Below are 23,125 nucleotides of genomic sequence, written 5' to 3'. Positions count from 1 at the left end.
CATGGTGATTTGCCCGTTACGCGTCAACGGGCGATGCAAAATTGTGTGAGCCTTCCGGGTGAAGCCTACGTTACAGTGCGGTCATCCCTTAATCCTCATCGAGCCAAACCATGATCACTAACCTTTTGGGCGATCTCCCCACCGCGGCACAAAACGGTACGGCTGAGACATTTGAAGCGCTGTTGTCGCAACCCAATTTGCATATCGAACGCATCGTTTCCACCGGGCAAGCCAGCCCACCGGATTTTTGGTATTGCCAGACGCAGGGCGAATGGGTGCTGGTGCTTCAGGGATCGGCAGGTTTGCAGTTAGAAGGCGATAGTGAAGAACGCCGCTTACAACCCGGTGATTTTGTCGAAATCCCGCCGGGTTGTCGCCATCGGGTAAACTGGACGGATGGCAGCCAACCGACGGTGTGGCTGGCGGTACATTACGGCCATCTGCCAGAACAAGCGTAAAATTCTGTTGCCAATGATTGCGTTACGTCGCCAGCCGCTTTGGCTATGCTAACGGCTTTTCACCGCTTAGAGCGCGGTGCTGATGTTATTGAGGATCTGCATGTCTGTTTCGCGAAATGCCACTCAGCCTGAGAATACGATGCGTGCAGGGCGTTTTTATGCTGCTGCAAAAGCTGTTGCGTCGCGATAAGACGCCGATAGCCCTGCTGTTATTAGCCGCGCTGGTCGGGGTGCTCACGGGGCTGGCGGGTGTGGCATTTGACCGTGCGGTGAATTTCATTCTGCATTGGCGACTGGATTGGCTGAAAGACACAACAACTCATCCGCTTTTAGCCATGGGCGGTGCCTTTGTCACCGCCGCGTTGTTGGGGGCGGTGGGATACTACCTGGTGCGGCGTTTTGCGCCAGAAGCGGGAGGTTCAGGGATCCCAGAGATTGAAGGTGCCCTGGAGGAGCTGCGACCAGTACGATGGTGGCGTGTGCTGCCTGTTAAGTTTATCGGCGGAATGGGGGCGCTCGGTTCTGGCATGGTTCTGGGGCGCGAAGGGCCAACCGTTCAAATCGGCGGCAACATTGGCGGTATGTGCCTGGATCTTTTTCGCGTCAAATCTTCTGAGTCACGCCATACGCTGCTGGCAACCGGTGCCGCTGCGGGGTTATCTGCGGCGTTCAATGCACCCTTGGCGGGCATTCTCTTTATCATCGAAGAGATGCGCCCGCAGTTTCGCTACAGCCTAATATCAATCAAAGCGGTATTTGTCGGCGTCATCGTTTCGAGCATTGTCTTTCGTGTCTGCAACGGCAATGAAGCTATCATCAACATTGGACAATTACGCGATGCGCCCACCAATACGCTATGGCTGTATTTGCTGCTTGGGGTGCTTTTCGGTGGCTGTGGTGTGGCATTCAATCGATTGATTTTCTTAGCTCAAGATCAGTTTCAACGACTTCATAAAGGCCGAATCGCTTCTTGGGTGATGTGGGGGAGTGTGCTGGCGGGGCTGTGCGGCGTATTAGGATACCTCTTACCACAGGCGGTGAGTGGTGGAATCACATTAATTCCAGATTTCTCATTAGGCCATTACAGTGCATTGGCGCTGTTTGGTTTATTTGCTTTACGCACTTTGGTGACGATCTGCTGCTTTTCTTCAGGCGCGCCGGGCGGTATTTTTGCCCCGATGCTGACGCTGGGCACGCTGCTCGGTACCTGTTTTGGTCAATTGTGCATTCACTGGTTCCCTGGCTATCACTTAGAAGCCGCGACCTTTGCGGTGGCAGGGATGGGCGCGTTGTTCGCCGCATCCGTGCGTGCGCCGCTGACGGGAATTGTCTTGGTGCTGGAGATGACCAACAACTATCAACTGATCTTGCCGATGATCATCACCTGCTTAGGCGCCACGCTGGCGGCACAATTCTTTGGTGGCAAGCCGCTCTATTCTTCTATTCTGGCGCGCACGCTGGCCAAAGCACAGGCCAGTGAACACGCCAAGGCAAAGCTTATTTAGGGACGCTTGCCTACACTGTGCGTCAGTGTGGTCCAGCGTCGCGCCTGTTCACTCAGGCTAAAGCCCAAGCCGTGACGATCGGAGATCAGCATACGACCATCGCGCAATTCCAGTTGCTCATTGAACAGTGGGTTGAGCCACTCAAAATGCTCCAGCCAGGGTTCAATCGGATAGGCTGCGGCTAAATGAATGTGAATCTCCATGGCGAAGTGCGGGGCCAGTTTACGGCCGTGACGTGCGGCCAAATCCATAATCTGCAGGAACGGCGTAATACCCCCCACGCGCGGTGCATCGGGCTGCACAAAGTCGCTGGCGTTGCCGAGGATTAATTGCTCATGCTCACGGAAACTGGTGAGCATTTCCCCGGTGGCAATCGGCGTATCGAGCGCGGCCGTTAACGCGGCGTGGCCTTCTACGTCATAAGCATCCAGCGGCTCTTCGATCCACACTAGATTGAACTGCTCCATCTTACGTCCCATGCGAATCGCCGTTTCGCGATCCCACTGCTGGTTGGCATCGACCATCAATGGGAAATCATCGCCCAGCGTCTGGCGCACAGCGGTAAGACGACGCAAATCTTCGGCAGTGTTAGGCTGGCCGACTTTGAGTTTGATACCGCCAATGCCGTTTTCACGTGAGATAGCCACGTTCTTGATCACCTGATCAAGCGGTGTATGCAGGAATCCGCCCGAGGTGTTGTAGCACTGCACAGAATCACGGTGCGCGCCCAGCAATTTCGCCAACGGTAATTTGGCGCGACGCGCTTTCAAATCCCATAGCGCAATATCAAAAGGTGAGATGGCCTGCACCGCCATCCCGCTGCGGCCCACTGACGCGCCTGCCCACAGCAGTTTGGTGTAAATCTTGTCGATGTCATTCGGGTCTTCGCCGATCAGCGTGTCGGCGATTTCACAGGCATGAGCGTAAATGCCCTGACCACCGGCGCGTTTTGAGTAGCTGAAACCGATGCCCTGAAAACCGTCACGCGTTTCGATCTCTGCCACGATAATCGCCACTTCGGTTAACGGTTTCTGCCGCCCGGTCAGCACTTTGGCATCACTCACCGGCGTTGCCAGCGGCAAGAATGCCAGTGATAAATTCACCCAAACGATACGGTCACCGCTCTCGGTGGCGTTACCCACTCCCTGTGTTTTGGCATAGCTTACGGCACTGGAATTCACACTCGACATGATGTTCTCCTGTAAATGATTGCGCTAACATTTTTATTTCGAAGCAGACTATGCGCCATAAAATGCCATCATTAATGCATTGTCGATCACAAAACCGGCAATAAATAAATTAAAATGATAGCCCTAACATTCATGATGATACGCGCTGAATTTGGCGCCCTGGCCTGATATGCTATCGCTACCTGTGTGTACGCCGAGCCGCTATGAAACAACGTAATCCTGAACGTAAAGCCGCGCCAACGCTGGAAGATGTTGCTCGCGTGGCGGGTATTTCACCGATGACGGTAAGCCGCGCCCTCAATTCACCGCAGCAGGTCCGTCCAGCGACCGTGGCCAAAGTGAAAGCGGCGATCAGCGCTACGGGGTACATTCCCAACGCGCAAGCGGGCAGTCTGGCGAGTAATCGCAGCCGGTTGATCGCCGTGGTGGTGCCCCAAATCAATAACAATATGTTCGTTGATACCATTCAGAGTCTGAATGACAGCCTGAGTGCGCAGGGGTATCACATGTTGCTGTGTGTCACCGGCTATGAAGCAGAAACCGAAGCTGAAACGGTGGCCACGCTGTTATCCCGTCGCCCAGACGGCATTGTGCTGACCGGTATTCATCACAGCGCGCAGCTGAAAAAAGTCTTGTTGCAAGCCAACGTGCCGGTGGTGGAAATCTGGGATATGACCCCCACGCCGATCGACATGCTGGTGGGTTTTTCCCATGAGAAGATTGGTGAACGCGTGGCGGCCTACCTGGCTGAGCGCGGTTATCAAAAACCGGGCTTAATCTGGACAGATGACCGCCGCGCACTTCAGCGTAAGCAGGGCTTAGTGGATACGTTGGCCGCACGAGGCATCATTCCACGGGCGGATGTGCCTGTGCAGTTACCGGCATTGATGGCAAGAGGTCGAGAGGCGAGTGTGCAACTTCTGGATCAGCATCCGGAAGTTGATGTATTGGTTTGCAGTTCCGACACTTTGGCGCAGGGCGCATTAATGGCGGCTCAGGCACGCGGTATGAAAATTCCACAAGAGTTGGCGGTGATTGGTTTCGGCGACCTCGATTTCGCCGCCGCAAATTTTCCAGCTATCTCAACCGTGCGCATCGACCGACATCGCATGGGCGAGCTTGCCGCCGAGCAATTACTGAAGCGATTGCAAAATCAATGCATTAATAATCCGATCATCGACATGGGTTTTACTATGGTGCCTCGGGATTCAGGCTAACCCCCTCTGAATTGCGATCCTCATCACGTGCGAAAAATATCTTCCATGTTATAAAAAGTGGAAAATAAATTTCATTTTGAGAGGATTCTATCAATGTCAGCACTGCCTTCTCTAGAAACCCTGCTGCAGCAAGAAGCAGAACACCGTTTACCGCAATTTGATTTCGATTTGGCTTGGCAAATCGGTCAGAGTATCCGCGAGCGTGGTCGTGAATTGAATGCTCCGATTGCCATCGAAGTCTATGCCTTTGGGCAGGTACTGTTCCTGGCGGCGTTGCCGGGGTCTGCCCCCGAAAACCTGGAGTGGATGCGTCGCAAACGCAATACCGTACTGCTGACGGGCCATTCTTCCATGTATGTGGGGTTCTTTAATGAGCAGAAAGGTGAACGTATGGCGCAACAGGGCAACATTCGCCAGGAAGATTACACCGATCACGGTGGCTCCTTCCCGCTGCTCAGTCCTCAGGGCGCAATCATTGGTGCAGTCAGCATTAGCGGTTTGCCATCCGAAGATGACCATGCGTTAGCGCTGTGGGGCATAGGCCATCTGTTGCGTTGATCCTCTAAGCGAGCAAGTGTGATGATTCTGTAGGGGCGACCCTTGGGCTGTGCCTACAGAATTTACTTCCGTAGGCACTTTCCGTTTATCGCTCGTATCCGTTGCTTTGCGCAACCTGGCCACGCCGGATGCATGACGAAACTGACCTATTCGCATCAAACAAAAACAACTTCATCTCTTGTTACCTCACGGCTTCAGGTGAGAGCGTCGTATCCGCAATTCTCCCTGAGACCAAACACCACCCGGAGTGGCACGTTCGTCAATCAGCCGGTTGAGGGCTTCAGTGACAATTAAATCCAATTGCTGGCTAAACGTGGTCAACTGCCAGCTGGACAAACTGGCTTCATCGATATCATCGAAACCCACCACGGCCATAAATGAGTTGCCTGCGTGATCGCGAAGCGCGGCGAGTGCGCCAAGTGCCAATATGTCGTTCTCGCAAAACAGCGCCTCAACGCGCTGTTGGGGAGGCTGAGCGTTGAGGTAGTCACTCAATACCTCATAACTGCGCTCGCGGGAATAAACACCGGTAGTTAGCAGTAACTCCAGCGTGAGTCCGGCTGCCTTAAGGGCTAACTGCAAGCCCTCAAGGCGCTGCGTGTGGTGGCTGCTGGTTTCCGGACCCATCATGTAACCCATGCGGGTGTAACCTTGCGCCAGCAGCAGTTCACCCAGCTGTTTACCGGCGCGGAGTCCGTCGATGTTCACCACATCAATGTCCGGCTCGTCATTGTTACGGCACACTTGCACTAGCGGAATTTGGTGCATTTCTCGCGCCACGCCGATCAGATCATCGGTCAAGACGGTGCCGAGAAACAGCAAGCCATCCACCTGTAACTGGTCTGCCAGCGTCATCACTGCGCTGTAATTTTCGCCGCTGCCGATGTTCAGTAACAACGCCATGTAGCCGCGCTGTTGTAGCTGGCGGGTGACCGTATCGAGCATCAGCATGGAATGCGGATTTTTTAGCTCATCGATTACTACGCCAATGATCTGCGTCTTCTTCTGCGACAGGCTGCGTGCCAGCAGGTTAGGGCGATAACCCAATTCACTCGCAATTTTTAGCACTTGTTCGCGTGCTTTTTCAGAGATCGATGCGCCGGGCGTAAAGGCACGAGAGACGGTCCATTTTGAGACGCCAGCAAGACGCGCCACATCGCTCGCGGTGGCTTTGTGAGATTTTGCGGTTGGTTTATTCATAGCACCTGCGTAGGGGAGAACACGAAGATCCCTGCATTGAACGTGAAAGCCAACTGAAAATAAACACCTAAGCACAAACGATTGATGCAAATGACATCGAATAACCCTGTTTTTATGATGTTACGATTATGTTTGATCTTTGCACCCGATTGCAACGCTTTTTGCAACCGGGTGCAAAATTGAGGTGTCTCATTTCGTTTAGCACGCCGTGTGGCTGCACTGTACATCTTGGGTTGGCTGTCTGATACTTCGTGTTTATACGAAAAGAAGGGGCAGTTATGCTGGAAAATCACCCGCAGCGCGCGGAAATTCGTCTGGAAAATGTGTTAGCGGCGCTCGGAAATCCTATGCGTATGAGTGTGGTCAGCATTCTGGCAGATGGCAGTGAACACACCTGCGGATCGCTGCTGAAAGGGGTTTCCAAATCCACCCTTACGCACCATTGGCGTGTACTGCGCGACAGTGGCGTCATTTGGCAGAAACCTTCAGGACGCGAGAATCTCTTATCACTGCGTCGCGACGATCTTAACGCGCGTTTTCCGGGGCTGTTGGAGGCATTTCTTACGGCCACCACGCAAGATGGGCTGACGCGCGGCACCGTGAAAGATTTCCACAGTGCAGCCTCCTGATGCCCTACGCGCGCAGTAAATATCCTGTCGGTGAATCATTTTCAATATGTCCAAAAGCAGCCGATTCGCCGAAATGCATGCCTGCCACTAGGGTTTGATCCCTGACAACTTGCTCGACAATGGCTTTGCGTGTTGCTTCAGCTAAAACCGGGTCGTGATCGAAAGAAATAGACACTTCTGGCCGCGCTAACTGAATGTGCGGGTAATGCACAATATCGCCCCAGACCAGCAGGCGCTCGTTGCCGGAATGAATCAGGTATCCGGTGTGACCTGGCGTGTGACCCGGCAAACTGATGGCCCGAATATTCGCGTTAATATCGGCCTGCTCAATCAAGTGTAACGAAGGGCGGTAAGCATCCAGGGTGCGGCGTACCAGTAAGGCGTTGCGTTGGGTGCGCTCGCTGGTGGTTTTCAGTTGCTGTTCATCTAACCAGAAGGCGGCTTCAGCCGGGTGCAAATAAAGTTGGGCATTAACATAGGCAGGCTGCCCCGCCGCATCCAACAGACCACCGATATGGTCGGGATGGCCGTGCGTCAGTAAAACAGTATCAATCGACTCGCGAGTCACTCCCAATGCCAACAGATTACCCTGCAATTCCCCACCAATATGATTGATTGCGCCCATGCCGCTATCAATCAATATCGTGCGCCCTTCACCACGAATCAGATAGCTGTAAATATGAATATCACCCGCTGCCGCGATGCCAGACTTCGCTTGAATCGTCTCTGCGGTAGTCAGCTCAATGCCTGATAACAGCGCCAGACTGGCATTCATCGTGCCGTCGCTAATCGCCGTAATTAAATAATTGCCCACGCGTTGATTTGAAAAGGGTTGAGCCACAATTACCGCCTTTATTCATTATTGGAAAAGGATAAATTGCCGATCATTCATTGACCTGCAAGAACATGGAAATATTGCAGTGAGCGGAGAGGTGTGACTATCATCATTTTCGACTGAGTTGAGACCGAAAGAGCTGTGGACATTAAATTACTGCGATCTTTTGCCACTGTGGCGCTGTTAGAACATGTCGGTCAGGCGGCTGAAAGACTGCATATTTCGCAATCTCCGCTGAGCAGGCAGATTCAACAATTGGAGAGTGAGCTAGGGGTAACCCTGTTTCATCGCGAGAAAAAACGCCTACGATTAACGGAAGCGGGACGAAAATTTCTCGATGAGGTCACCCCATTTTTACACCATCACGAACGACTGAAAGATTATGGACGCAGCCTGATGCATGCAGACGTTGGGCGCCTGGATATTGGTTATGTCGAAGCAGCCATTCATTCGCGTCTGCTACCAGAAGCCCTGGCTCGTCTCAACGCCCCAAGTGGCATTGATATTCATCTGCACGCGATGCGCTCAAAACAGCAACAAGAACTGCTGCAAGAAAGGGCGTTGGATGTCGCACTGCTGCATACGCCGCCAGAAATGAGTGAGCTGTTTTTGCAGAAAAAGTGCTAACAGAACCGATCCTGTTAGCCATGCCCACAGCACAGGCCATTGCCGCACCTACGCCGGAGGATTTGCAGGGCCAGCGCTGGATTGCCGACCATCAGCATCTCAATCCTGCTGCTCGCTCACGACTGCTTCACGCCTGTGAACTCGCCGGTTTCCAGCCCAATATCGTTTTAGACGTCAGTGGCCCGCAGGCCGCGCTAGCCTGTGTTGAAGCCGGGCTGGGCTTTACCTTTATTCAACAGAGCTTGGCGGCAAGGGTGCCCGAAACGGTTTCGCTGGTGATGCTGCCATGGTTGCCACTTGATATCACGTTGTACGCCGTATGGCGTAAAGAGGATACCAGGCCGCTAATTGGTGAGTTTCTGAATGCATTAGACATGAGTCATTGAGTTAATTGCACTGAGTGCGAATAAGCAGATCAAACCTGTTACACCTTGTGTGGCCCTGACTAGGTGTCATTCCACATCTCTCTCATTTTAACTGTTGTGAATGCAGCAGCCTGGCAACAGCGGCTGCTGTATTTGCAACTGAATCGCCGTAAGGATTTTAAATTATCCGCAAAAAATCAATAGGTTAAATTTACTCAAAGCTGGCATGACGGCTGCATGACGATATATATAAAAGATTTGAATTTTAGATTTTTAATGTCATTTAATTATATATCTCGAAAGGAGAAGCCGATGCCTGAACAGAAACCGCTGCAGTTTGCCTACTGGGTGCCTAATGTATCTGGAGGGTTAGTGATCAGCCAGATCGAACAGCGCACACATTGGGGTGCAGACTATAACCGAGAACTCGCGAAAATCGCTGAAAAAGCGGGTTTTGACTATGCACTGACACAGATTCGCTTTACTGCTGGATATGGTGCAGATAATCAGCATGAATCGGTGACTTTCTCACAGGACCTGCTGAGTCATACCTCCAAACTTAAGGTAATCGCCGCCTTGTTACCAGGGCCGTGGAATCCTGTATTGGCCGCCAAACAAATTGCCACTATTAGCCATCTCTACGGTCCGCGCATTGCCGTTAATATTGTCAGCGGCTGGTTTAGGGGGGAGTTTAAAGCCATTGGCGAGCCGTGGCTCGATCATGAAGAGCGCTATTTACGTTCAGAGGAGTTTATACGCTGCCTGCGTGGCATCTGGCATGAGGACAACTTTACCTTTGCCGGTGATTTCTATCGCTTTCGTGATTACGCTTTAAAACCAAAACCGCTTTCACCTTTACCGGAAATCTTTCAGGGCGGCAGTTCTCGTGCGGCACGCGATATGGCGGCACGCGTGTCGGACTGGTACTTCACTAATGGAAATACCCCCGAAGGGTGCGGCAGCAGGTGGAGGATATCCGAACGAAAGCGTCTGCCAACGGTCATCATGTCAAAATCGGTTTAAACGGGTTTGTGATTGCCCGGGACACAGAAAAAGAAGCGCAGAGTGTGCTGCAGGAGATCATCGCGAAAGCTAATCCGGATGCTGTGAAAGGCTTCCAGCATGAGGTGAAGAACGCAGGAAATGCCTCACCTGAAGGGGAGGGTAATTGGGCAAAATCGTCTTTTGAAGATTTGGTGCAGTATAACGACGGTTTTAAAACCAATTTGATTGGCACACCGCAACAGATTGCTGAGCGCATCATTGCGTTAAAACACGCGGGTGTTGACCTACTGTTGCTGGCGTTCCTGCACTTCCACGAAGACGTCGAATTCTTCGGGCGTGAGGTCATTCCACGTGTACGTGAGTTGGAACGCCAGGAAAGCCGAGTAATAGCCTGATGTCAGATATGGCGCGCACGCCCCGCCAGCAGCGCCATCACCATCTGCACCACGGTGACCGCCAATAGCATGACCAGCGGCAGCGACCAGTTGCCGCTGGCATCGTGTAACATCCCAAAGCACAGCGGGCCCAGTGCGGCCAGTCCGTAGCCTACGCACTGGGCCATGCCAGAGAGTTTCGATGCTTGACGATGATCCTGGGTGCGCAAATTAAACAGCGACAGGCTGATGACCAGCGATGCGCCCGCTCCCAATCCTGCCAGAATCAGCCACAGCAGTGACCATGCCGGCAATACCAGCAAACCGAGGACCGCGACAAAGATCAGCAGTGAAGCGATAAAGCCAATGGCGCGTTGGTCGCGTAGTTTCTTTAAGGCACTCATACAAACCAGATTCGAAACAATAGCGACTATCTGATACACAAACAGCATGCCGCCCGCTTCAATTTGGCTGATGCCGTTGTCTTGCGCGAAAGGGGTGAACCAGCCAATGAGCGTATAAAACAACAGTGATTGGCTGGCCATAAACAGTGAAACCTGCCAGCCCAATGCGGCACGCCAAGGAGAGCGGGTTATCCCATTGGCGACAGCAGCATGAGCCTGTGTTGCAGGCTTTTTGAGGTAAGGTAGCCAGGCGAATAGCGCAATAAATGCAGGCACTAACCACACGGCGAGCGACAAGCGCCAACCCACTGAGCTCATCTCAGCCAGCGGTACCGCAATGCCCGACGCAATGCTCGCTGAAATGCCCATCACCATGGCATACAGGCCAATATAGCGCGCCGTATGCTCGGTGAAATCGCGTTTAATAAGGGGGGAAGTAAAACGTTAGCTGCAGCGATGCCGGAACTCAGGACCAAGGTTCCTGCCCACATGGCGCTTTCACTGCCGGTGATGCGCAGCACCGAACCGAACGTAATCAGCAACAGTGAGCCCCATAAACTGCGTTCCAGACCGAAGCGATTGCCAAACCAGGCTGCGGGAGGAGCCAGTGTGGCGAACATCAGCAGTGGTAAGAAGTTAATGACGCCTGCCGCACTGGCGCTCAAGCCAAAACTTTGGCGAATATTCTCCAGCACCGGTCCGGTTGCGGTAATCGGTGTGCGGAGATTGGCGGCAGTCAGCAGCAGGAGAAACAGGAAGAAACCCGTACGACGTAGGGCTACATTTTGAGTGATAGCAGTATGGGACATTTTTTCGCACCATAGAAATGAGGCAGATCGATTCTGCATATGGTGCGTTGATTGACGTTAACGCGTACGCAGCTGTTCATTTCCGCTGAGAGGGGGCAATACTAGCGAGGGGAAGTGGGGATGTAAAGTTTCAAAACCCATCAAAAATAAAATCAATTGAATCTTTAATGGCCTGACGATAAGGGCGAGCATCCATAACTTGTTGCCCTAAAAGTGATAGAGGCACGCTCGCCATTTCATGTGTCATGGCTAAGTAGTTCTCCCCCTCAATTTCTATGACAGGATTCAGCCGTTTTACCTGTTTACTTTTAAACTTGCTTAAGGGGAATAATGGAATGACAAGTCGCGTACTGAGTTCATCAATAATATCGCTCTGTACATCAACCAAATAAGGGTAAGCACTGTTTCTGCTGGTATTACGGTAAATCATATATTGCATTGCTAGAACGTCCTGTATTCATCAGACAGTAATCCGTGTTCCTCGGTAATACGATTCAACTCCTTTAAACCCACGCTATTCTCTCGTTTCCAATTATCGGCTGCAGCGGCTCGTATCTCTTGCCGCAACGCTTCAGTCAAAATGGCGGATAAGTTCAAACCGGCCTCACGAGCTTGTTGCAGAAGTCGCGGCTCAACGGTCACGCTGACGGTTTTCTTTGTTTTAACACTGGTTTTTGGCATAAATCCCCCGTGTGATTAACACGTGTCACAATGCAAGTGATTATGGATGAAAAAACAACAGCCGGCAATTTTGCCTTGCGATTAATGTTCACTTGCAACAATAGCCATCTGCGTCCACCTTTAAAGCCTCTGCTTACACCAATGGACGCACGATGCTCTGGTTATGGAATGCGCTGATCCTGCTTGCGGCAGTGGTGGTGATGGAAGTGGTGGCGGCGCTGTCGCACAAATACATCATGCACGGTTGGGGCTGGGGGTGGCACCTCTCACACCATGAACCGCACGACGGCAAGTTTGAACTTAACGATCTCTACGCCGTGGTGTTTATGCTCATGGCTATCGCGCTGATCTATATCGGCGTGAACGGTGTTTGGCCGTTGCAATGGATTGGGGCAGGGGTCACGCTGTATGGCGCACTCTATTTTATGGTGCATGATGGCTTAGTGCATCAACGCTGGCCATTCCGTTATATTCCGCGCAAGGGCTACCTTAAACGCCTGTATATGGCGCACCGCATGCATCATGCGGTGCGGGGTCGTGAAGGTTGTGTCTCATTCGGTTTTCTGTATGCCCCGCCGTTACATAAATTGCAGGCGGCTCTGCGTCAGCGCCACAAGCCTGTTAACGCGGACGCTGCCATAAACCCTCAGGGCGTGACTCAGGACGAGACAAACGCGAAGTAATCGCAAGCCCGGCTCCTTTTACCAATAGTGCCAACTTTTCGCTGCTGCTGGTGCGCTGTCGTGCATCCCACGCGCGAGCACCAGCGTGTTGCACCTTCACACCAATTTCACGATACACGCCGCGTGCGGTGGCAATTGCCCACGCGGAACGTAATGGCAAACCCGGTAAGCCCGATCGTGCTGAAAGATAATAGGGTTCTGCCTCGCGCACCAGGCGTGCTGCCAGTGGTGCCAGCGCAGTACGGTGTTGTGGGTCTGCCAGATTCTGGCCGCTTAAACCGGCCTCATCCAACCAGCTTTGTGGCAGGTAGCAACGCCCATTCTGTGCGTCTTCGACGATATCTCGTGCGATATTGGTGAGCTGAAAGGCAAGCCCTAGGTCACAGGCGCGATCCAACACCGCTTCATCGCGCACACCCATGACGCGCGCCATCATTAACCCCACGACACCAGCCACGTGATAACAATAACGCAGCGTATCGTCGAAGGTAGCGTAATGCTCTGCGCGTGCGTCCATCGCAAATCCTTCCAGATGATCGAACGCTAATTGTGGCGGGAGACGATGAATCAAGGCCACTTCCTGAAACGCTTTGAACGCGGGTTCGTCCATGTGCGCACCGCTATAGGCGCGTCGCGTTTCAATTTGCAGATGCAGCATACGCGCCTGTGCATCTTCCACAATATGCTGCGTGCCGCCTTCGCCGAGCGTTTGTCCATCAATCACATCATCGCAGTGGCGGCACCAGGCGTATAACATCAAGGTACTGCGGCGTGTCGGCGCATCAAAAAGTTTGGCTGCGGTGGCGAAACTCTTCGACCCCACCGCCATGGTTTGCGTCACTTGCTCAAGGAGGGGCTGACGGTTCATCCGGCGAGATCCTCCAGCATTAACTGGGCCGTGGCTTTGGCGGAACCTATCACGCCGGGCACGCCTGCACCTGGATGCGTACCGGCTCCGACCAGATAGAGATTGGTGATATCAGCATCACGGTTGTGCGGACGGAACCAGGCACTTTGCGTCAAAATGGGTTCAAGCGAAAACGCCGAGCCATGGTGAGCATGAAGCGTGTCGCGGAAATCCAAGGGTGTAAACATTCGGTGCGTCACCAATTGCTGACGTAATCCCGGCATATAGTGCTCCTCCAGATAAGCAAAAATGCGATCGCGTAAACGCGGTCCTTCCTGTTGCCAGTTGATTGCAGCAGTGCCGAGATGCGGCACGGGTGCCAATACGTAAAAGCTGCCACAGCCTGCTGGGGCGAGTGAAGGATCGCTGGAGCAGGGAGCATGCAGGTACAGCGAAAAATCGTCCGAGAGCTGGCCGCTATTGAAAATTTCATCAATCAGTTCGCGATAGCGCGGACCGAAGCAGACCGTATGGTGCGCCAGCTGTGAATGCGGATGGTTCAGACCAAAATAGAGCACGAACAGTGAGTTACTCATGCGTTTGCGTTTTAACGCGGCAGCCCGCTTGCGCGCCGCGGGATGACCACGCAATAAGCGATCATAGGTGTGCACCACATCAGCATTGGACGCGACGGCAACGGCTGGAAAACGGCGCCCATCTTTGAGTTGTACGCCACTAATGCGGTTGCCCGTGGTATCCAGTTGGCTCACTTCGGCGTTCAACAACAGTTCACCACCGAGGTCAGTAAACAGACGTGCCATGCCTTGCACTAACGCACCTGTCCCACCGCGCGGAAACCACACGCCCCATTCGCGCTCCAGTGCATGAATTAAGGTATAAATCGAAGACGTTGCAAAAGGATTACCGCCCACCAGCAAAGAATGAAAAGAGAATGCCTGGCGCAGGTGATCGTCCTGAATGAATTTCGCCACCATGCTGTAGACGCTGCGCCACGCCTGCAAACGCCCCAGTTGAGGCCCGGCGCGCAGCATGTCACGAAAATGCAAAAAAGGGACAGTACCCAGCTTTAAATACCCCTCCCTGAACACAGACTGGGAATAAGCCAGAAACTGGCGATACCCAGCGACATCCTGCGGATTGAACGCCGCAATCTGCTGTTCCAGTTGCGGCTGATTGTTGTCGTAATCGAGTTGCTTACCATCTTCCCAGCACAGACGATAGAACGGCGTCACTGGCATTAAGTCGACGTAATCGCTTAACGATTTCCCTGCCAGAGTGAACAGCGCCTCAATGGCCGTAGGATCGGTGATCACGGTTGGCCCAGCATCGAAGGTAAAGCCCTGTTCTTGCCAGGCATAGGCGCGTCCACCGGGTTTGTCGCGCTGTTCCAGCAGGGTGGTGGGGATCCCGGCAGCCTGAAGGCGAATAGCCAGTGCGAGGCCGCCAAAGCCAGCGCCAATCACATAGGTGCGTGTCATTATTCTTTCGTCCCTGGTTTAAAAGAGTTCATCAACAGTGCGCGTACCGCTTCGCCGATAGGGACCGGCGGTTTGCCACATAAGATTCGAGCTTTGTCGCCGAAGCGGAGCCGCCCGGCATAAAAACGACTGATTAATCCGGCATCAAGCCGGTAGAAACGCTGCATGACACGCCAGCGCTGGTCGGGATGCCCGGCTAAAAACAGCATGCGATTTAATAACCGGAAAAAACGCTGTGTCTGCCACTGATCCCGGGCAACGCTATCAATGTGTTGGCTGAGGCGAGCGGCATCGCAGGGGAATATTGTCGCGATGCTGTCCGCCAAGGTGACTGCGGAAGGCAAGGAGTAACCCGTGGTAGCGTGGAACAGTCCAGCACGCAGCCCGCTGCATGGCTGGTCGTGCTGTTGCTGCCAGAAGCCGTCAATATCGCCGTTAAGTGTAATCGGCAGTGCACCTCGTTCTTCGCGCAACAGTCGGCCTAACGACCAACTACGCTCTTGAGCATAGTCAGCGATGTTCTGCCGCGCGATGCTGTCATCCAGTGTTGGTTGATTGATGTAATGCGTATCTTCAATTAACAGGCGATCAACACTGAGCGGAAGTGTGTAAACAAAGCGATAGCCCTGCTGCTGATCCACAGTGGCATCCATCAAAATGGGCTGCGAGAGGCCGTGGGGTTTCGTCAGATGCCACTCCTGACCCACAAATGACTGATAACCGAGTTGCAGGTGCGGTGTAGGTTGCAGTCCACGGCCGTCAATCACTGCGGTGGCGTGCAGCACGCGTCCGTCAGCCAGCGTGACCTGAGTCGGCCTGACATCACTGACCGGGGCTTCTGTCCAGAGTGTGTCGCCCATGGTGCTATAAAGCTGGCGTGCAAAGTCGGCGGAGGCAATCGAGCAGTAATCGCCACTAACATTACGACGAAAAGAGGGGAAACGGACCTGATAGCCGGACCAGCGATGGGAGATTAAGGGGTGTATCCACTGCATCTGGTGAGCGGTGAGGTCATCCTGATGGAACGACCAAGTGTGATTGCCAGCCGGTTGCGATTGGCTTTCTAGCATCAGCAGACGTAAGTGTGGTTGTAACTGGCGCAGACGTATGGCGATCAGGCCGTTTGCCAGGCCCGCTCCCACTAAAATCAGGTCGTAATCTTCACGCATCAGTTTGCCTCCGCAACAACAACCCGTTGTTGTACCAACGCTTGTTCCACGATTTCGGCCGCTCGCTTACTCCCACCTGCCTTTTGTAATTGCGACTGAATAGCCGATATACGCTGCGTATAACGATCGTCATCCAACAATTTTTGCAGATGATTTTCCAATTGATGTACACGGCTGAAACGAGACGCCCGGCGGCCCACTCCATGCCACTCAATACGCGCCGCCACGCCGGGTTGATCAAAGGCGAGCGGAAGAGCCAGCATGGGGGTACCGCATTCCAACGCTTCCAGGGCACTGTTAAGCCCCGCGTGCGTAATAAATAGTTTGGCGTGTTGTAATGCGGCGCGCTGATCGAGGAAGTCGGTCACCCATGAGGCACCCGCTTCTTGCAATTGCTGCGTTTGTTCTGAGGTCAAGCCGCCACAATGAGCAATCACCAGAGACAGTCCTCTATTGCGGCATGCCTGTGCCAGATGATGAAACAGGCGAAACCGTTGGCCTTGCAGTGTCCCTAACGAAGCGTAAACCACAGGCTGAGATAATGTCGGCCATGGGGCACAAGGCGGTTCAGGCAAAAGCGGTGCTTGCAACAACCCAATAGCATGAAAATTAGCGGGCAGATGGCGGCGTGGAAAATCTAAGGCGGGCACGAGCTGGCTAATTTGTGCCAGCGGTGACAGGCATTGATGCAATGCCCGGCGCGCCGGTAAACCAAAGCGGTTCGCATGCTGGGCAACCACTTCGCCATGGCGCTGCATAATGCGGTCGTAGATGTCTTGACTGGCTTGAAAGCGTTGCAGTGCTTTCTCATCCTGACCAAAGCGAAACGGCATGACGGCCAGCGGAATACCCGGTTCACGATTGACCGGCAAAGCGCAAGCCACCGAAACAAAGGGCAAATGCATCGCTTCCGCCACCAATCCACCCGCGGCCTCCATCTGGTCAGCAATCACGCCATCAATTTGTAAGGCTCTAAGTTTTGCAGGCAATTCACGGCACAACATATCGGTGCTGGCGGCAATATCCGCAATCACGCGGAACAAGGATAACGGTGACGCGAGATGATGTAACACTGCAGCCAGTGAACCGAGAGGGTGTGAGCGTTCACCCACAGGAACAAAATTGATGCGCGGATCGCTTAACAAGCTGTGTGCATCAGCTTGTTGGAGGAAAGTAATGCGATGGCCGCGTGCCATTAATGCCTGCGATAAAGCCTGCAGTGCATGAAAATGGCTATACAGTGGCGGCGCAATAACGGCAAAGTGCCCCATAGGCTTCGCCGCGATCAGTGAAACATCGCCAGCTGCTGGTTAAACAGGGCATGTAGGTATTGACGAGTCGCAATGCCACGGTGACAGGCACAAGCCAGATGCGCATCGGCGCTACGCAGATGATCACGTAGGCGGCGTTCAGCACCGTCAGCGCCCAACATCTGGACCAGCGTCGATTTGCCTAAGTCCTGGTGGGTGTCCTTGCCGGTGTGCTTGTAGCCATCGGCGAGATCGTCCAGCAACTGAAATGCTTGTCCCAAGTCTTGTGCAAAATAGCTGAGTTTTTGACGCATTTGTGGCGTCGCGTCGGCAGCAATCGCGGCCATTTGCAGCGTTGCTCGAAATAGCACGCTGGTTTTGAGTTCATTGGTGATGGCAATCGCTTCAGGGCTGCGACTTTGAGCACCTTGGTGTAAATCCTGAAATTGTCCCTGCACCAGTCCTTGCAAACCTACCGCAGAGGAGAGTTCGGCAATCGCTTCTGATTTTTGCCATGCCGGTAAATCGGGTGCAATGGCAATCACCTCAAATGCACGACTCAGCAAAGCAATTGCCGCCAGAATCGCGACATTTTCACCAAATTGACGGTGTATGGTGGGGCGCCCACGCCGCATCTGGGCATTGTCCATTGAGGGAATATCATCAAGGATCAGTGAGGCCGCATGTACCATCTCCACCGCACAGGCGAGATTTAGCACGCCATGCTGTAAGGCATCACAACCCATATCACGCGCCGCGAGCAACAAGAGCAAAGGACGGATCCGTTTGCCTGGCGTCAGTGCACCAGCCCGCATGGCTGCCCGCACATGATCCGTTTGCTGACCTGCCGGGAGCAGTTGCTCCAAATGCGCCTGTAGGTGTTGATGCAGCTGATTAAGTTCGCTTTCTGGGTTTGCTGTGATGTCTACATGGGCGGTCATAGTGGCTTTCCATGGTGAGTGAAATTGTTATGGTTTTTTTAATTAACCGTAGACTGCGTAAGGTGAGTTCGCCAGCGAGCGAAGCGAGTTGCGTATTTCCTTCATCAAACCAGGACCGAGAAGTCCGTGATATTTCCGTCACGTGATGAAAGTATTTTCTGCGTGATCTTATTAGCGAAAAAAGTAACAGCGATGCCGTAACATAAAATCATCCGGTAGGCTGCTCAGAAATGAATGTCTATCAGGAAAATTAAATGAGTAATTCGCAACCGACTATTTTGATTATTCAACCGCTGATGCCACAGTTGGATGAGAAGCTCTCACAGCATTTTCATTGCCATCGTTTATATGAGTATCAAGAACCCGCACAATTTCTTCAGCAACATGGTGAAGAGATCAAAGGTATTGTGACGCGTGGTGACGTTGGTGTGGAAACCGCACTGCTGGAACAACTGCCGGCCAGTAAAGCGATTGCCGTTTTTGGCGTGGGAACCGATCGCATTGATCTGGGTTACACCAAAGCACAGGGCATTCAGGTGAGTATCACGAGCGACATCCTGACCGACGATGTCGCCGATTTGGCGATGACCTTAACGTTAGGGTTCACGCGTAATCTGGTGGCCAACCATCAATTTGCGCGGTCGGGTGCTTGGGAAAATAACGGTGTCACACTCTCTAGTAAAGCCAGCGGTAAACGCATGGGAATCGCGGGGTTAGGTGCCATTGGAAAGGCAATTGCCCGCCGTGCCGAGGCATTCGGCATGGAGGTTGCTTATACCGCGCGCAGTGCCAAGGATGTCCCTTATAAACGCTGCGAGAACATCGAACAACTGGCAGCTTTTAGTGATTTTCTGGTGCTAGCCTTGCCGGGTAGTCCCGAGAATCTGCAACTGGTGGATGCGAAAGTGTTGGCCGCATTGGGTAAAGAGGGCGTGCTGATCAATATTGCGCGCGGCACCGTCGTTAATGAAAACGATCTGATTTCCGCACTGCAACAGAGAACCATTAAGGGTGCGGCGCTGGATGTGTTCCCGCATGAGCCGATGATTCACCCTGCGCTGCGTGAATTGGATAATGTGCTTTTAACGCCACATATTGCCAGCGCGACCCATGAAACGCGTGAAGCGATGTCAAATAATGTATTTGAGAATCTGTTGGCCTTTTTCTCAAGCGGAAAAATGCTGACAGCAATATAGGGGAATAATCTGGCAACAGACGATTTCCTTATATCCAACGCATTATTCGTTCTCTAGCCATTGCAATTTCTGTAGGTGGACGCTGTTATGATATTGGCCATTCATTCAGGAGCCATTCATGTCCACTCAAAAAATTGCCATTATTGGCGGCGGCGTCATCGGATTAGCGGTGGCGCGCGCTTTGGCTTTACAGGGCGTGCACGTCACGATTTTTGAGCAACAGCACATCGGGGCGGGTACCAGCAGCACCACATTTGCATGGGTTAACTCCAACGGTAAGCAACCGCTTAGCTATCACCAGCTCAATGCGCTTTCGATGGAGGAACACGCTAAATTACAGCAGTCGCAACCTAACGGCTTACGCTGGCTGGAAACCTGCGGTACCTGGGAGTGGGCTGCCGAAGGAGAAGCCCAGCATCGCCTGCAGCAACGCGCCAGCTCGCTTCAATCCTTGGGGTATCCGGCACGTGAAGTGACACTGGACGAACTCCAGCGTGAAATTCCTGAGCTTCGATCGCAAGCTGTTAGCGGCGCTTTATGGCATTTCCCGACGGAGTCAGTGTTGCATCCGGCGCTGTATCTGGCGCGGTTATGGTCAGAAGCGCGCGCTCAAGGTGCAATTCTGCATCAACATCACACTGTCATTCGACTCTCTGAGCAGGCGAATGGCGTCACACTGCACCTTGAAAACGGAGAGCAGTGGCAGGGCGATCGTGTGGTGATCGCCACTGGGCGCTGGGCTAACCAGTTGCTTGACTCGCTCAATCTCAATCTGGCCCTGCTCGATACCAGCAAACCGAATGCGATTGCCTGCAGCTTCCTGGTACGCACGGCACCACAGCCGCTTTCACTGAGCGCAAATTTAATCTCGCCGCAGCTGAATGTGCGTCCTGACGGTGGTGGTCGTCTGCTGTTACAAGCACTGGCGCTTGATGATTTAGCCGATCCAAGCGCGCCGCCTCCCATAACAGGTGAAATCGCCCAGCAGTTCCGCGAACGCTATCACTCTTTGTTTGCTGATGCGGGAGAGCTACAAATTGAACAGATTGTTGTTGGGCAGCGTGCCCGGCCAGCCGACGGGTTACCGGCAGTTGGTTTTGTTACGCCACAGCAACGCGTCTACCTGGCGGTGACACACAGCGGTATTACACTGTCCCCGTTGATCGGCAAACTGGTGGCACAAGAGCTGGTGGAAGATACGTCCAGTGCATTGCTCGGCGATTTCCGTCCTCAACGCTTGCTGGGAAGAAGTGTCAGCGAATTTGCCCCCATCAAGCGGAATTTCCCGGCGGCACAGTAGAGCCATTTTATCTGAAAATGATATTTTTATGCCGTTTTGCGGGTGCATATAGAGTTTGCTTGTTGCCATTATGTTATTAATGACGGGCATTATGACTCTTCTCAATCACATGGAGGCAGCATGAAAATCGGTATTGTGGGCTATGGCACGGGTGGAAAGCACTTTCACGCGCCATTTATCAACGCAGCACAAGGCGTTGAGTTAGCAGGCATTGTCGCACGGGCACCGGAAACTATTGCACGAGTGAAAGCGGATTTTCCTGACATCCCGATTTATGCCAGCCTGACAGAGATGCTGGCGGCGGGCGTTGATGCAGTGACCATCACCACACCGCCACAAACCCGTCGCGAGTTGGTGTTGGAAGCAATCGAAGCTGGCGTTGCCGTGATTGCCGATAAACCCTTTGCACCGGATGCTAAAACCGGGCGCGAACTGGCTGCGGCAGCGAAAGCCAAGGGTGTGGTGCTCAGCGTTTATCACAATCGACGGTTTGACCATGATGTTCGCACGCTCAAGAAACTGATTGAACAAAACCGCGTGGGAAAAGTGTGGCGTTTACACAACCGGATGGATTTAGATGATGCCAACACCCTCGAAGGCGGGGAAACGGGAGGCCTTCTGCGTGATTTAGGCAGCCATGTTGTTGATCAGGCACTGTTTTTGCTGGGTCCGGTAAAATCAGTCTACGCGCAGTTAGATATTATCGATCTGCCGGTCGGGCCAACCGATGCTAGCTTTGTGCTGACCTTAACGCATCACAATGGCACCAAGTCTTATCTGTCCGCCACTAAACTGAATCGTTTTGTTTGTCGTGAGTTTCGACTTTATGGGGATGCCGGGAGCTTTGTTTCACAAGGAACCGATGTCCAGGCGCAGGCTATTTTTGCTGGTCAGCGCCCAACGGACGATTTGGCCAACTGGGGATTTGAGCAACCAGAACGCTGGGGCACACTGAATACCCCACAAGGTTCTGAGCGTGTGCCTTCTGAACAAGGCGCCTATCATGCTTATTACGAAGCCTTTGCCAAGGCTGTGAAGGAAGGAAGCGAACCGCCGGTTACCCCAGAACAGGCGATTGAAGTTCTGGCTGTGCTGGATGCCGCTTTTATCAGTGCACGAGAGAATAGTGTGGTTGAACTGGCATGATTGTGGAGCGCTGCTTTTTAGCAGCGCGATTTTTCCTGACGCCACTTTACCCTGCTAGAATACCCGTCTCAGAAATGAATCTCAGGTCTTAGTTGTGTCGAATTTAATGTTTAGAAATGCCACTCTAGCGGACGTCGACCGCTGTTATTCCATTGAAATTGAAGCTTACGAGGGTGATGAAGCGGCCACGCGTGAGAAGATTGCGACGCGTATAGCTCAATACCCTCAAGGCTTTATATGCCTGGAAGTCAACGGCAAGGTTATTGGCTTTATCAACGCGGGTTGCGCTTGGGATGTTGTGATGTCGGACGAAGCGTTCAAAGAACTCGTCGGGCATGATCCTGCGGCACCGAATGTGGTGATTATGTCAGTGGTGCTGGATCCGGCTTATCAAGGGAAAGGGTACGCTACCCAGATGATGCGCCAATTCATTGATACCATGAAACAGATGGATAAGCAGACAATCCATCTGATGTGTAAAACTCATCATGTTGATTTATATAAGAAGTTTGGCTACCAGTACATCAAACCCTCGGACTCCGATCATGGCGGCATGGCGTGGCACGAGATGCTGATGCAGCTGTGATTATTTTTTAACCTAAAATAATTGGCTAGCTGATCGCGATCAAAATGTTCCGCTAAAGCCTGCTCAACCATGGATGTCAAATCACATGCAATGAGGAGGCTATGATGCGCACTTCCCCGATGACTCTGCCGGAAATGGCTCGCTACCTTGGCATACCCCCCGCCACGCTGGCGTGTGCTATTTGCAATCGCGGTACGTTAGAAAAAGTACCTTTACCCGCGGCTGTCGATGATGATGCACCTTTGTCGCGCCGATGCTGGGCGCCACAAGAGGTACGGCAGTTCGGGCAAGCCATGATTAGGGCTCGGCGGGGGAGGTAAAATGATAAATGACGGTCACAAACTGTAATGGTTGTCAGTTAAGCACCTGTTCAGGTGAGTCTGCCATTTTCTAGAGTGCCGACTTTTGTTATGTGCGCTCTGTGCGGGCCAAAGCGCCTCTGCTTCTGCCGGGCCGTCCTCGCGCCGCTCCGCGGTACCTTCGGCTGCAACGTCGCGCCGGACGGACCGTTCGGGTAAGGCCATCCAGGCCAACCCGAACTGCCAGTCGCATCCATGCGACCGGCTCCTGGCACAACGTCTCCGCCTCAGCGCTGCGGATAGCCCGTGGCAGCATCAGAGGCGCTGTGGCCTCAGACACGGTGCCCTTTGT

Annotated in this window: 22 protein-coding genes and 2 pseudogenes; 13 read left to right on the top strand and 11 right to left on the bottom strand. The window is 53.1% G+C overall.

The features are described 5' to 3' along the window. Positions 1-110 precede the first annotated feature (110 nt). Both HA51_RS07655 and clcA read left to right on the top strand, forming a co-directional pair. Positions 111-458 (top strand): cupin domain-containing protein, encoded by a 348-nt coding sequence (locus HA51_RS07655; protein ID WP_084933950.1) that lies wholly within the window; start codon positions 111-113, stop codon positions 456-458. A 116-nt stretch (positions 459-574) separates the two neighbouring features. Next, on the top strand, positions 575-1,963 hold the full coding sequence (gene clcA, locus HA51_RS07650; RefSeq protein ID WP_084933949.1) for a H(+)/Cl(-) exchange transporter ClcA: 1,389 nt from the start codon (positions 575-577) through the stop codon (positions 1,961-1,963). Here the strand turns inward: clcA and HA51_RS07645 are convergent. Beyond that, on the bottom strand, positions 1,960-3,156 hold the full coding sequence (locus tag HA51_RS07645) for an L-talarate/galactarate dehydratase (RefSeq protein WP_139810653.1): 1,197 nt from the start codon (positions 3,154-3,156) through the stop codon (positions 1,960-1,962). The genes clcA and HA51_RS07645 overlap by 4 nt on opposite strands. Before the next feature lie 200 nt (positions 3,157-3,356). Here HA51_RS07645 and HA51_RS07640 point away from each other — a divergent pair, with 200 nt between their 5' ends. Together HA51_RS07640 and HA51_RS07635 are read left to right on the top strand one after the other, a co-directional pair. Then, positions 3,357-4,370: a LacI family DNA-binding transcriptional regulator gene (locus tag HA51_RS07640; protein WP_084933947.1), complete on the top strand. Its 1,014-nt coding sequence runs from the start codon at positions 3,357-3,359 to the stop codon at positions 4,368-4,370. Between the two features lie 93 nt (positions 4,371-4,463). After that, the gene (locus HA51_RS07635; protein ID WP_084933946.1) at positions 4,464-4,928 is read left to right on the top strand and encodes a heme-degrading domain-containing protein; all 465 of its coding nucleotides are present in this window, start codon (positions 4,464-4,466) and stop codon (positions 4,926-4,928) included. A gap of 186 nt (positions 4,929-5,114) precedes the next feature. Here the strand turns inward: HA51_RS07635 and HA51_RS07630 are convergent, their stop codons facing one another. Then, positions 5,115-6,128 carry a LacI family DNA-binding transcriptional regulator gene (locus HA51_RS07630; protein ID WP_084933945.1) on the bottom strand — a complete coding sequence of 338 codons (1,014 nt, stop codon included), beginning with the start codon at positions 6,126-6,128 and terminating at the stop codon, positions 5,115-5,117. 278 nt (positions 6,129-6,406) lie between these two features. Here HA51_RS07630 and HA51_RS07625 point away from each other — a divergent pair, with 278 nt between their 5' ends. Next, positions 6,407-6,757 carry an ArsR/SmtB family transcription factor gene (locus HA51_RS07625; RefSeq protein ID WP_084933944.1) on the top strand — a complete coding sequence of 117 codons (351 nt, stop codon included), beginning with the start codon at positions 6,407-6,409 and terminating at the stop codon, positions 6,755-6,757. 4 nt (positions 6,758-6,761) lie between these two features. On the opposite strand, the gene HA51_RS07620 is transcribed toward HA51_RS07625, so the two are convergent. After that, on the bottom strand, positions 6,762-7,598 hold the full coding sequence (locus HA51_RS07620) for an MBL fold metallo-hydrolase (RefSeq protein ID WP_245840185.1): 837 nt from the start codon (positions 7,596-7,598) through the stop codon (positions 6,762-6,764). Positions 7,599-7,733: 135 nt separating this feature from the next. Between HA51_RS07620 and HA51_RS27670 the strand changes: the two genes are divergently transcribed. The 3 genes and pseudogenes from HA51_RS27670 (at position 7,734) to sfnG (ending at position 9,984) form a co-directional block, all read left to right on the top strand. Continuing rightward, entirely contained in the window at positions 7,734-8,219 is a 486-nt protein-coding gene (locus HA51_RS27670; protein WP_211282916.1) for a LysR family transcriptional regulator, read from the top strand. Next, positions 8,213-8,605 carry a LysR substrate-binding domain-containing protein gene (locus tag HA51_RS27665; protein WP_211282915.1) on the top strand — a complete coding sequence of 131 codons (393 nt, stop codon included), beginning with the start codon at positions 8,213-8,215 and terminating at the stop codon, positions 8,603-8,605. The genes HA51_RS27670 and HA51_RS27665 overlap by 7 nt, the downstream gene beginning before the upstream one ends. 291 nt (positions 8,606-8,896) lie before the next feature. Beyond that, positions 8,897-9,984, top strand: a pseudogene (gene sfnG, locus HA51_RS07610) (dimethylsulfone monooxygenase SfnG). 2 nt (positions 9,985-9,986) lie between these two features. Here sfnG and HA51_RS07605 read toward each other — a convergent pair. The 3 genes and pseudogenes from HA51_RS07605 to HA51_RS07595 all read right to left on the bottom strand — a co-directional run bounded on the left by HA51_RS07605 (position 9,987) and on the right by HA51_RS07595 (position 11,857). Then, positions 9,987-11,176 (bottom strand): annotated as a pseudogene (locus HA51_RS07605) (CynX/NimT family MFS transporter). Positions 11,177-11,306: 130 nt separating this feature from the next. Beyond that, positions 11,307-11,615, bottom strand: a complete 309-nt coding sequence (locus HA51_RS07600) for a CcdB family protein (protein WP_084933943.1) — start codon at positions 11,613-11,615, stop codon at positions 11,307-11,309. 2 nt (positions 11,616-11,617) lie between these two features. After that, positions 11,618-11,857 (bottom strand): type II toxin-antitoxin system CcdA family antitoxin, encoded by a 240-nt coding sequence (locus HA51_RS07595; protein ID WP_084933942.1) that lies wholly within the window; start codon positions 11,855-11,857, stop codon positions 11,618-11,620. A 152-nt stretch (positions 11,858-12,009) separates the two neighbouring features. Between HA51_RS07595 and HA51_RS07590 the strand changes: the two genes are divergently transcribed. Continuing rightward, entirely contained in the window at positions 12,010-12,540 is a 531-nt protein-coding gene (locus HA51_RS07590; RefSeq protein WP_084933941.1) for a sterol desaturase family protein, read from the top strand. Here HA51_RS07590 and crtB read toward each other — a convergent pair. The 5 genes from crtB to HA51_RS07565 are packed head-to-tail and all read right to left on the bottom strand — an operon-like array spanning position 12,479 to position 18,246. After that, entirely contained in the window at positions 12,479-13,408 is a 930-nt protein-coding gene (crtB, locus tag HA51_RS07585; protein WP_084933940.1) for a 15-cis-phytoene synthase CrtB, read from the bottom strand. The two genes, HA51_RS07590 and crtB, sit on opposite strands and share 62 nt — an antisense overlap. Continuing rightward, positions 13,405-14,886 carry a phytoene desaturase gene (locus tag HA51_RS07580; protein WP_084933939.1) on the bottom strand — a complete coding sequence of 494 codons (1,482 nt, stop codon included), beginning with the start codon at positions 14,884-14,886 and terminating at the stop codon, positions 13,405-13,407. The genes crtB and HA51_RS07580 overlap by 4 nt, the downstream gene beginning before the upstream one ends. Next, on the bottom strand, positions 14,886-16,055 hold the full coding sequence (gene crtY / locus HA51_RS07575) for a lycopene beta-cyclase CrtY (RefSeq protein ID WP_084933938.1): 1,170 nt from the start codon (positions 16,053-16,055) through the stop codon (positions 14,886-14,888). Before crtY ends, HA51_RS07580 begins: the two co-directional genes overlap by 1 nt. Beyond that, positions 16,055-17,326: a glycosyltransferase gene (locus HA51_RS07570; protein WP_084933937.1), complete on the bottom strand. Its 1,272-nt coding sequence runs from the start codon at positions 17,324-17,326 to the stop codon at positions 16,055-16,057. The genes crtY and HA51_RS07570 overlap by 1 nt, the downstream gene beginning before the upstream one ends. Before the next feature lie 14 nt (positions 17,327-17,340). Continuing rightward, complete coding sequence (locus tag HA51_RS07565; protein ID WP_084933936.1) at positions 17,341-18,246, bottom strand: polyprenyl synthetase family protein; 906 nt, start codon at positions 18,244-18,246, stop codon at positions 17,341-17,343. A 254-nt stretch (positions 18,247-18,500) separates the two neighbouring features. Between HA51_RS07565 and HA51_RS07560 the strand changes: the two genes are divergently transcribed. The 4 genes from HA51_RS07560 to HA51_RS07545 all read left to right on the top strand — a co-directional run bounded on the left by HA51_RS07560 (position 18,501) and on the right by HA51_RS07545 (position 22,474). Further along, positions 18,501-19,442, top strand: a complete 942-nt coding sequence (locus HA51_RS07560) for a 2-hydroxyacid dehydrogenase (protein WP_084933935.1) — start codon at positions 18,501-18,503, stop codon at positions 19,440-19,442. 118 nt (positions 19,443-19,560) lie between these two features. Further along, the gene (locus HA51_RS07555) at positions 19,561-20,742 is read left to right on the top strand and encodes an NAD(P)/FAD-dependent oxidoreductase (protein WP_084933934.1); all 1,182 of its coding nucleotides are present in this window, start codon (positions 19,561-19,563) and stop codon (positions 20,740-20,742) included. Between the two features lie 120 nt (positions 20,743-20,862). Beyond that, entirely contained in the window at positions 20,863-21,888 is a 1,026-nt protein-coding gene (locus tag HA51_RS07550; RefSeq protein WP_084933933.1) for a Gfo/Idh/MocA family protein, read from the top strand. A gap of 94 nt (positions 21,889-21,982) precedes the next feature. Next, positions 21,983-22,474: a GNAT family N-acetyltransferase gene (locus HA51_RS07545; protein ID WP_084933932.1), complete on the top strand. Its 492-nt coding sequence runs from the start codon at positions 21,983-21,985 to the stop codon at positions 22,472-22,474. The last annotated feature ends 651 nt before the right edge of the window (positions 22,475-23,125 follow it).

The sequence above is a fragment of the Pantoea rwandensis genome (assembly GCF_002095475.1).
In the GTDB taxonomy this organism is placed as follows: domain Bacteria; phylum Pseudomonadota; class Gammaproteobacteria; order Enterobacterales; family Enterobacteriaceae; genus Pantoea; species Pantoea rwandensis.
Note: the sequence above shows the minus strand (reverse complement) of the source record. Positions and strands in the feature narration are given on the sequence as shown.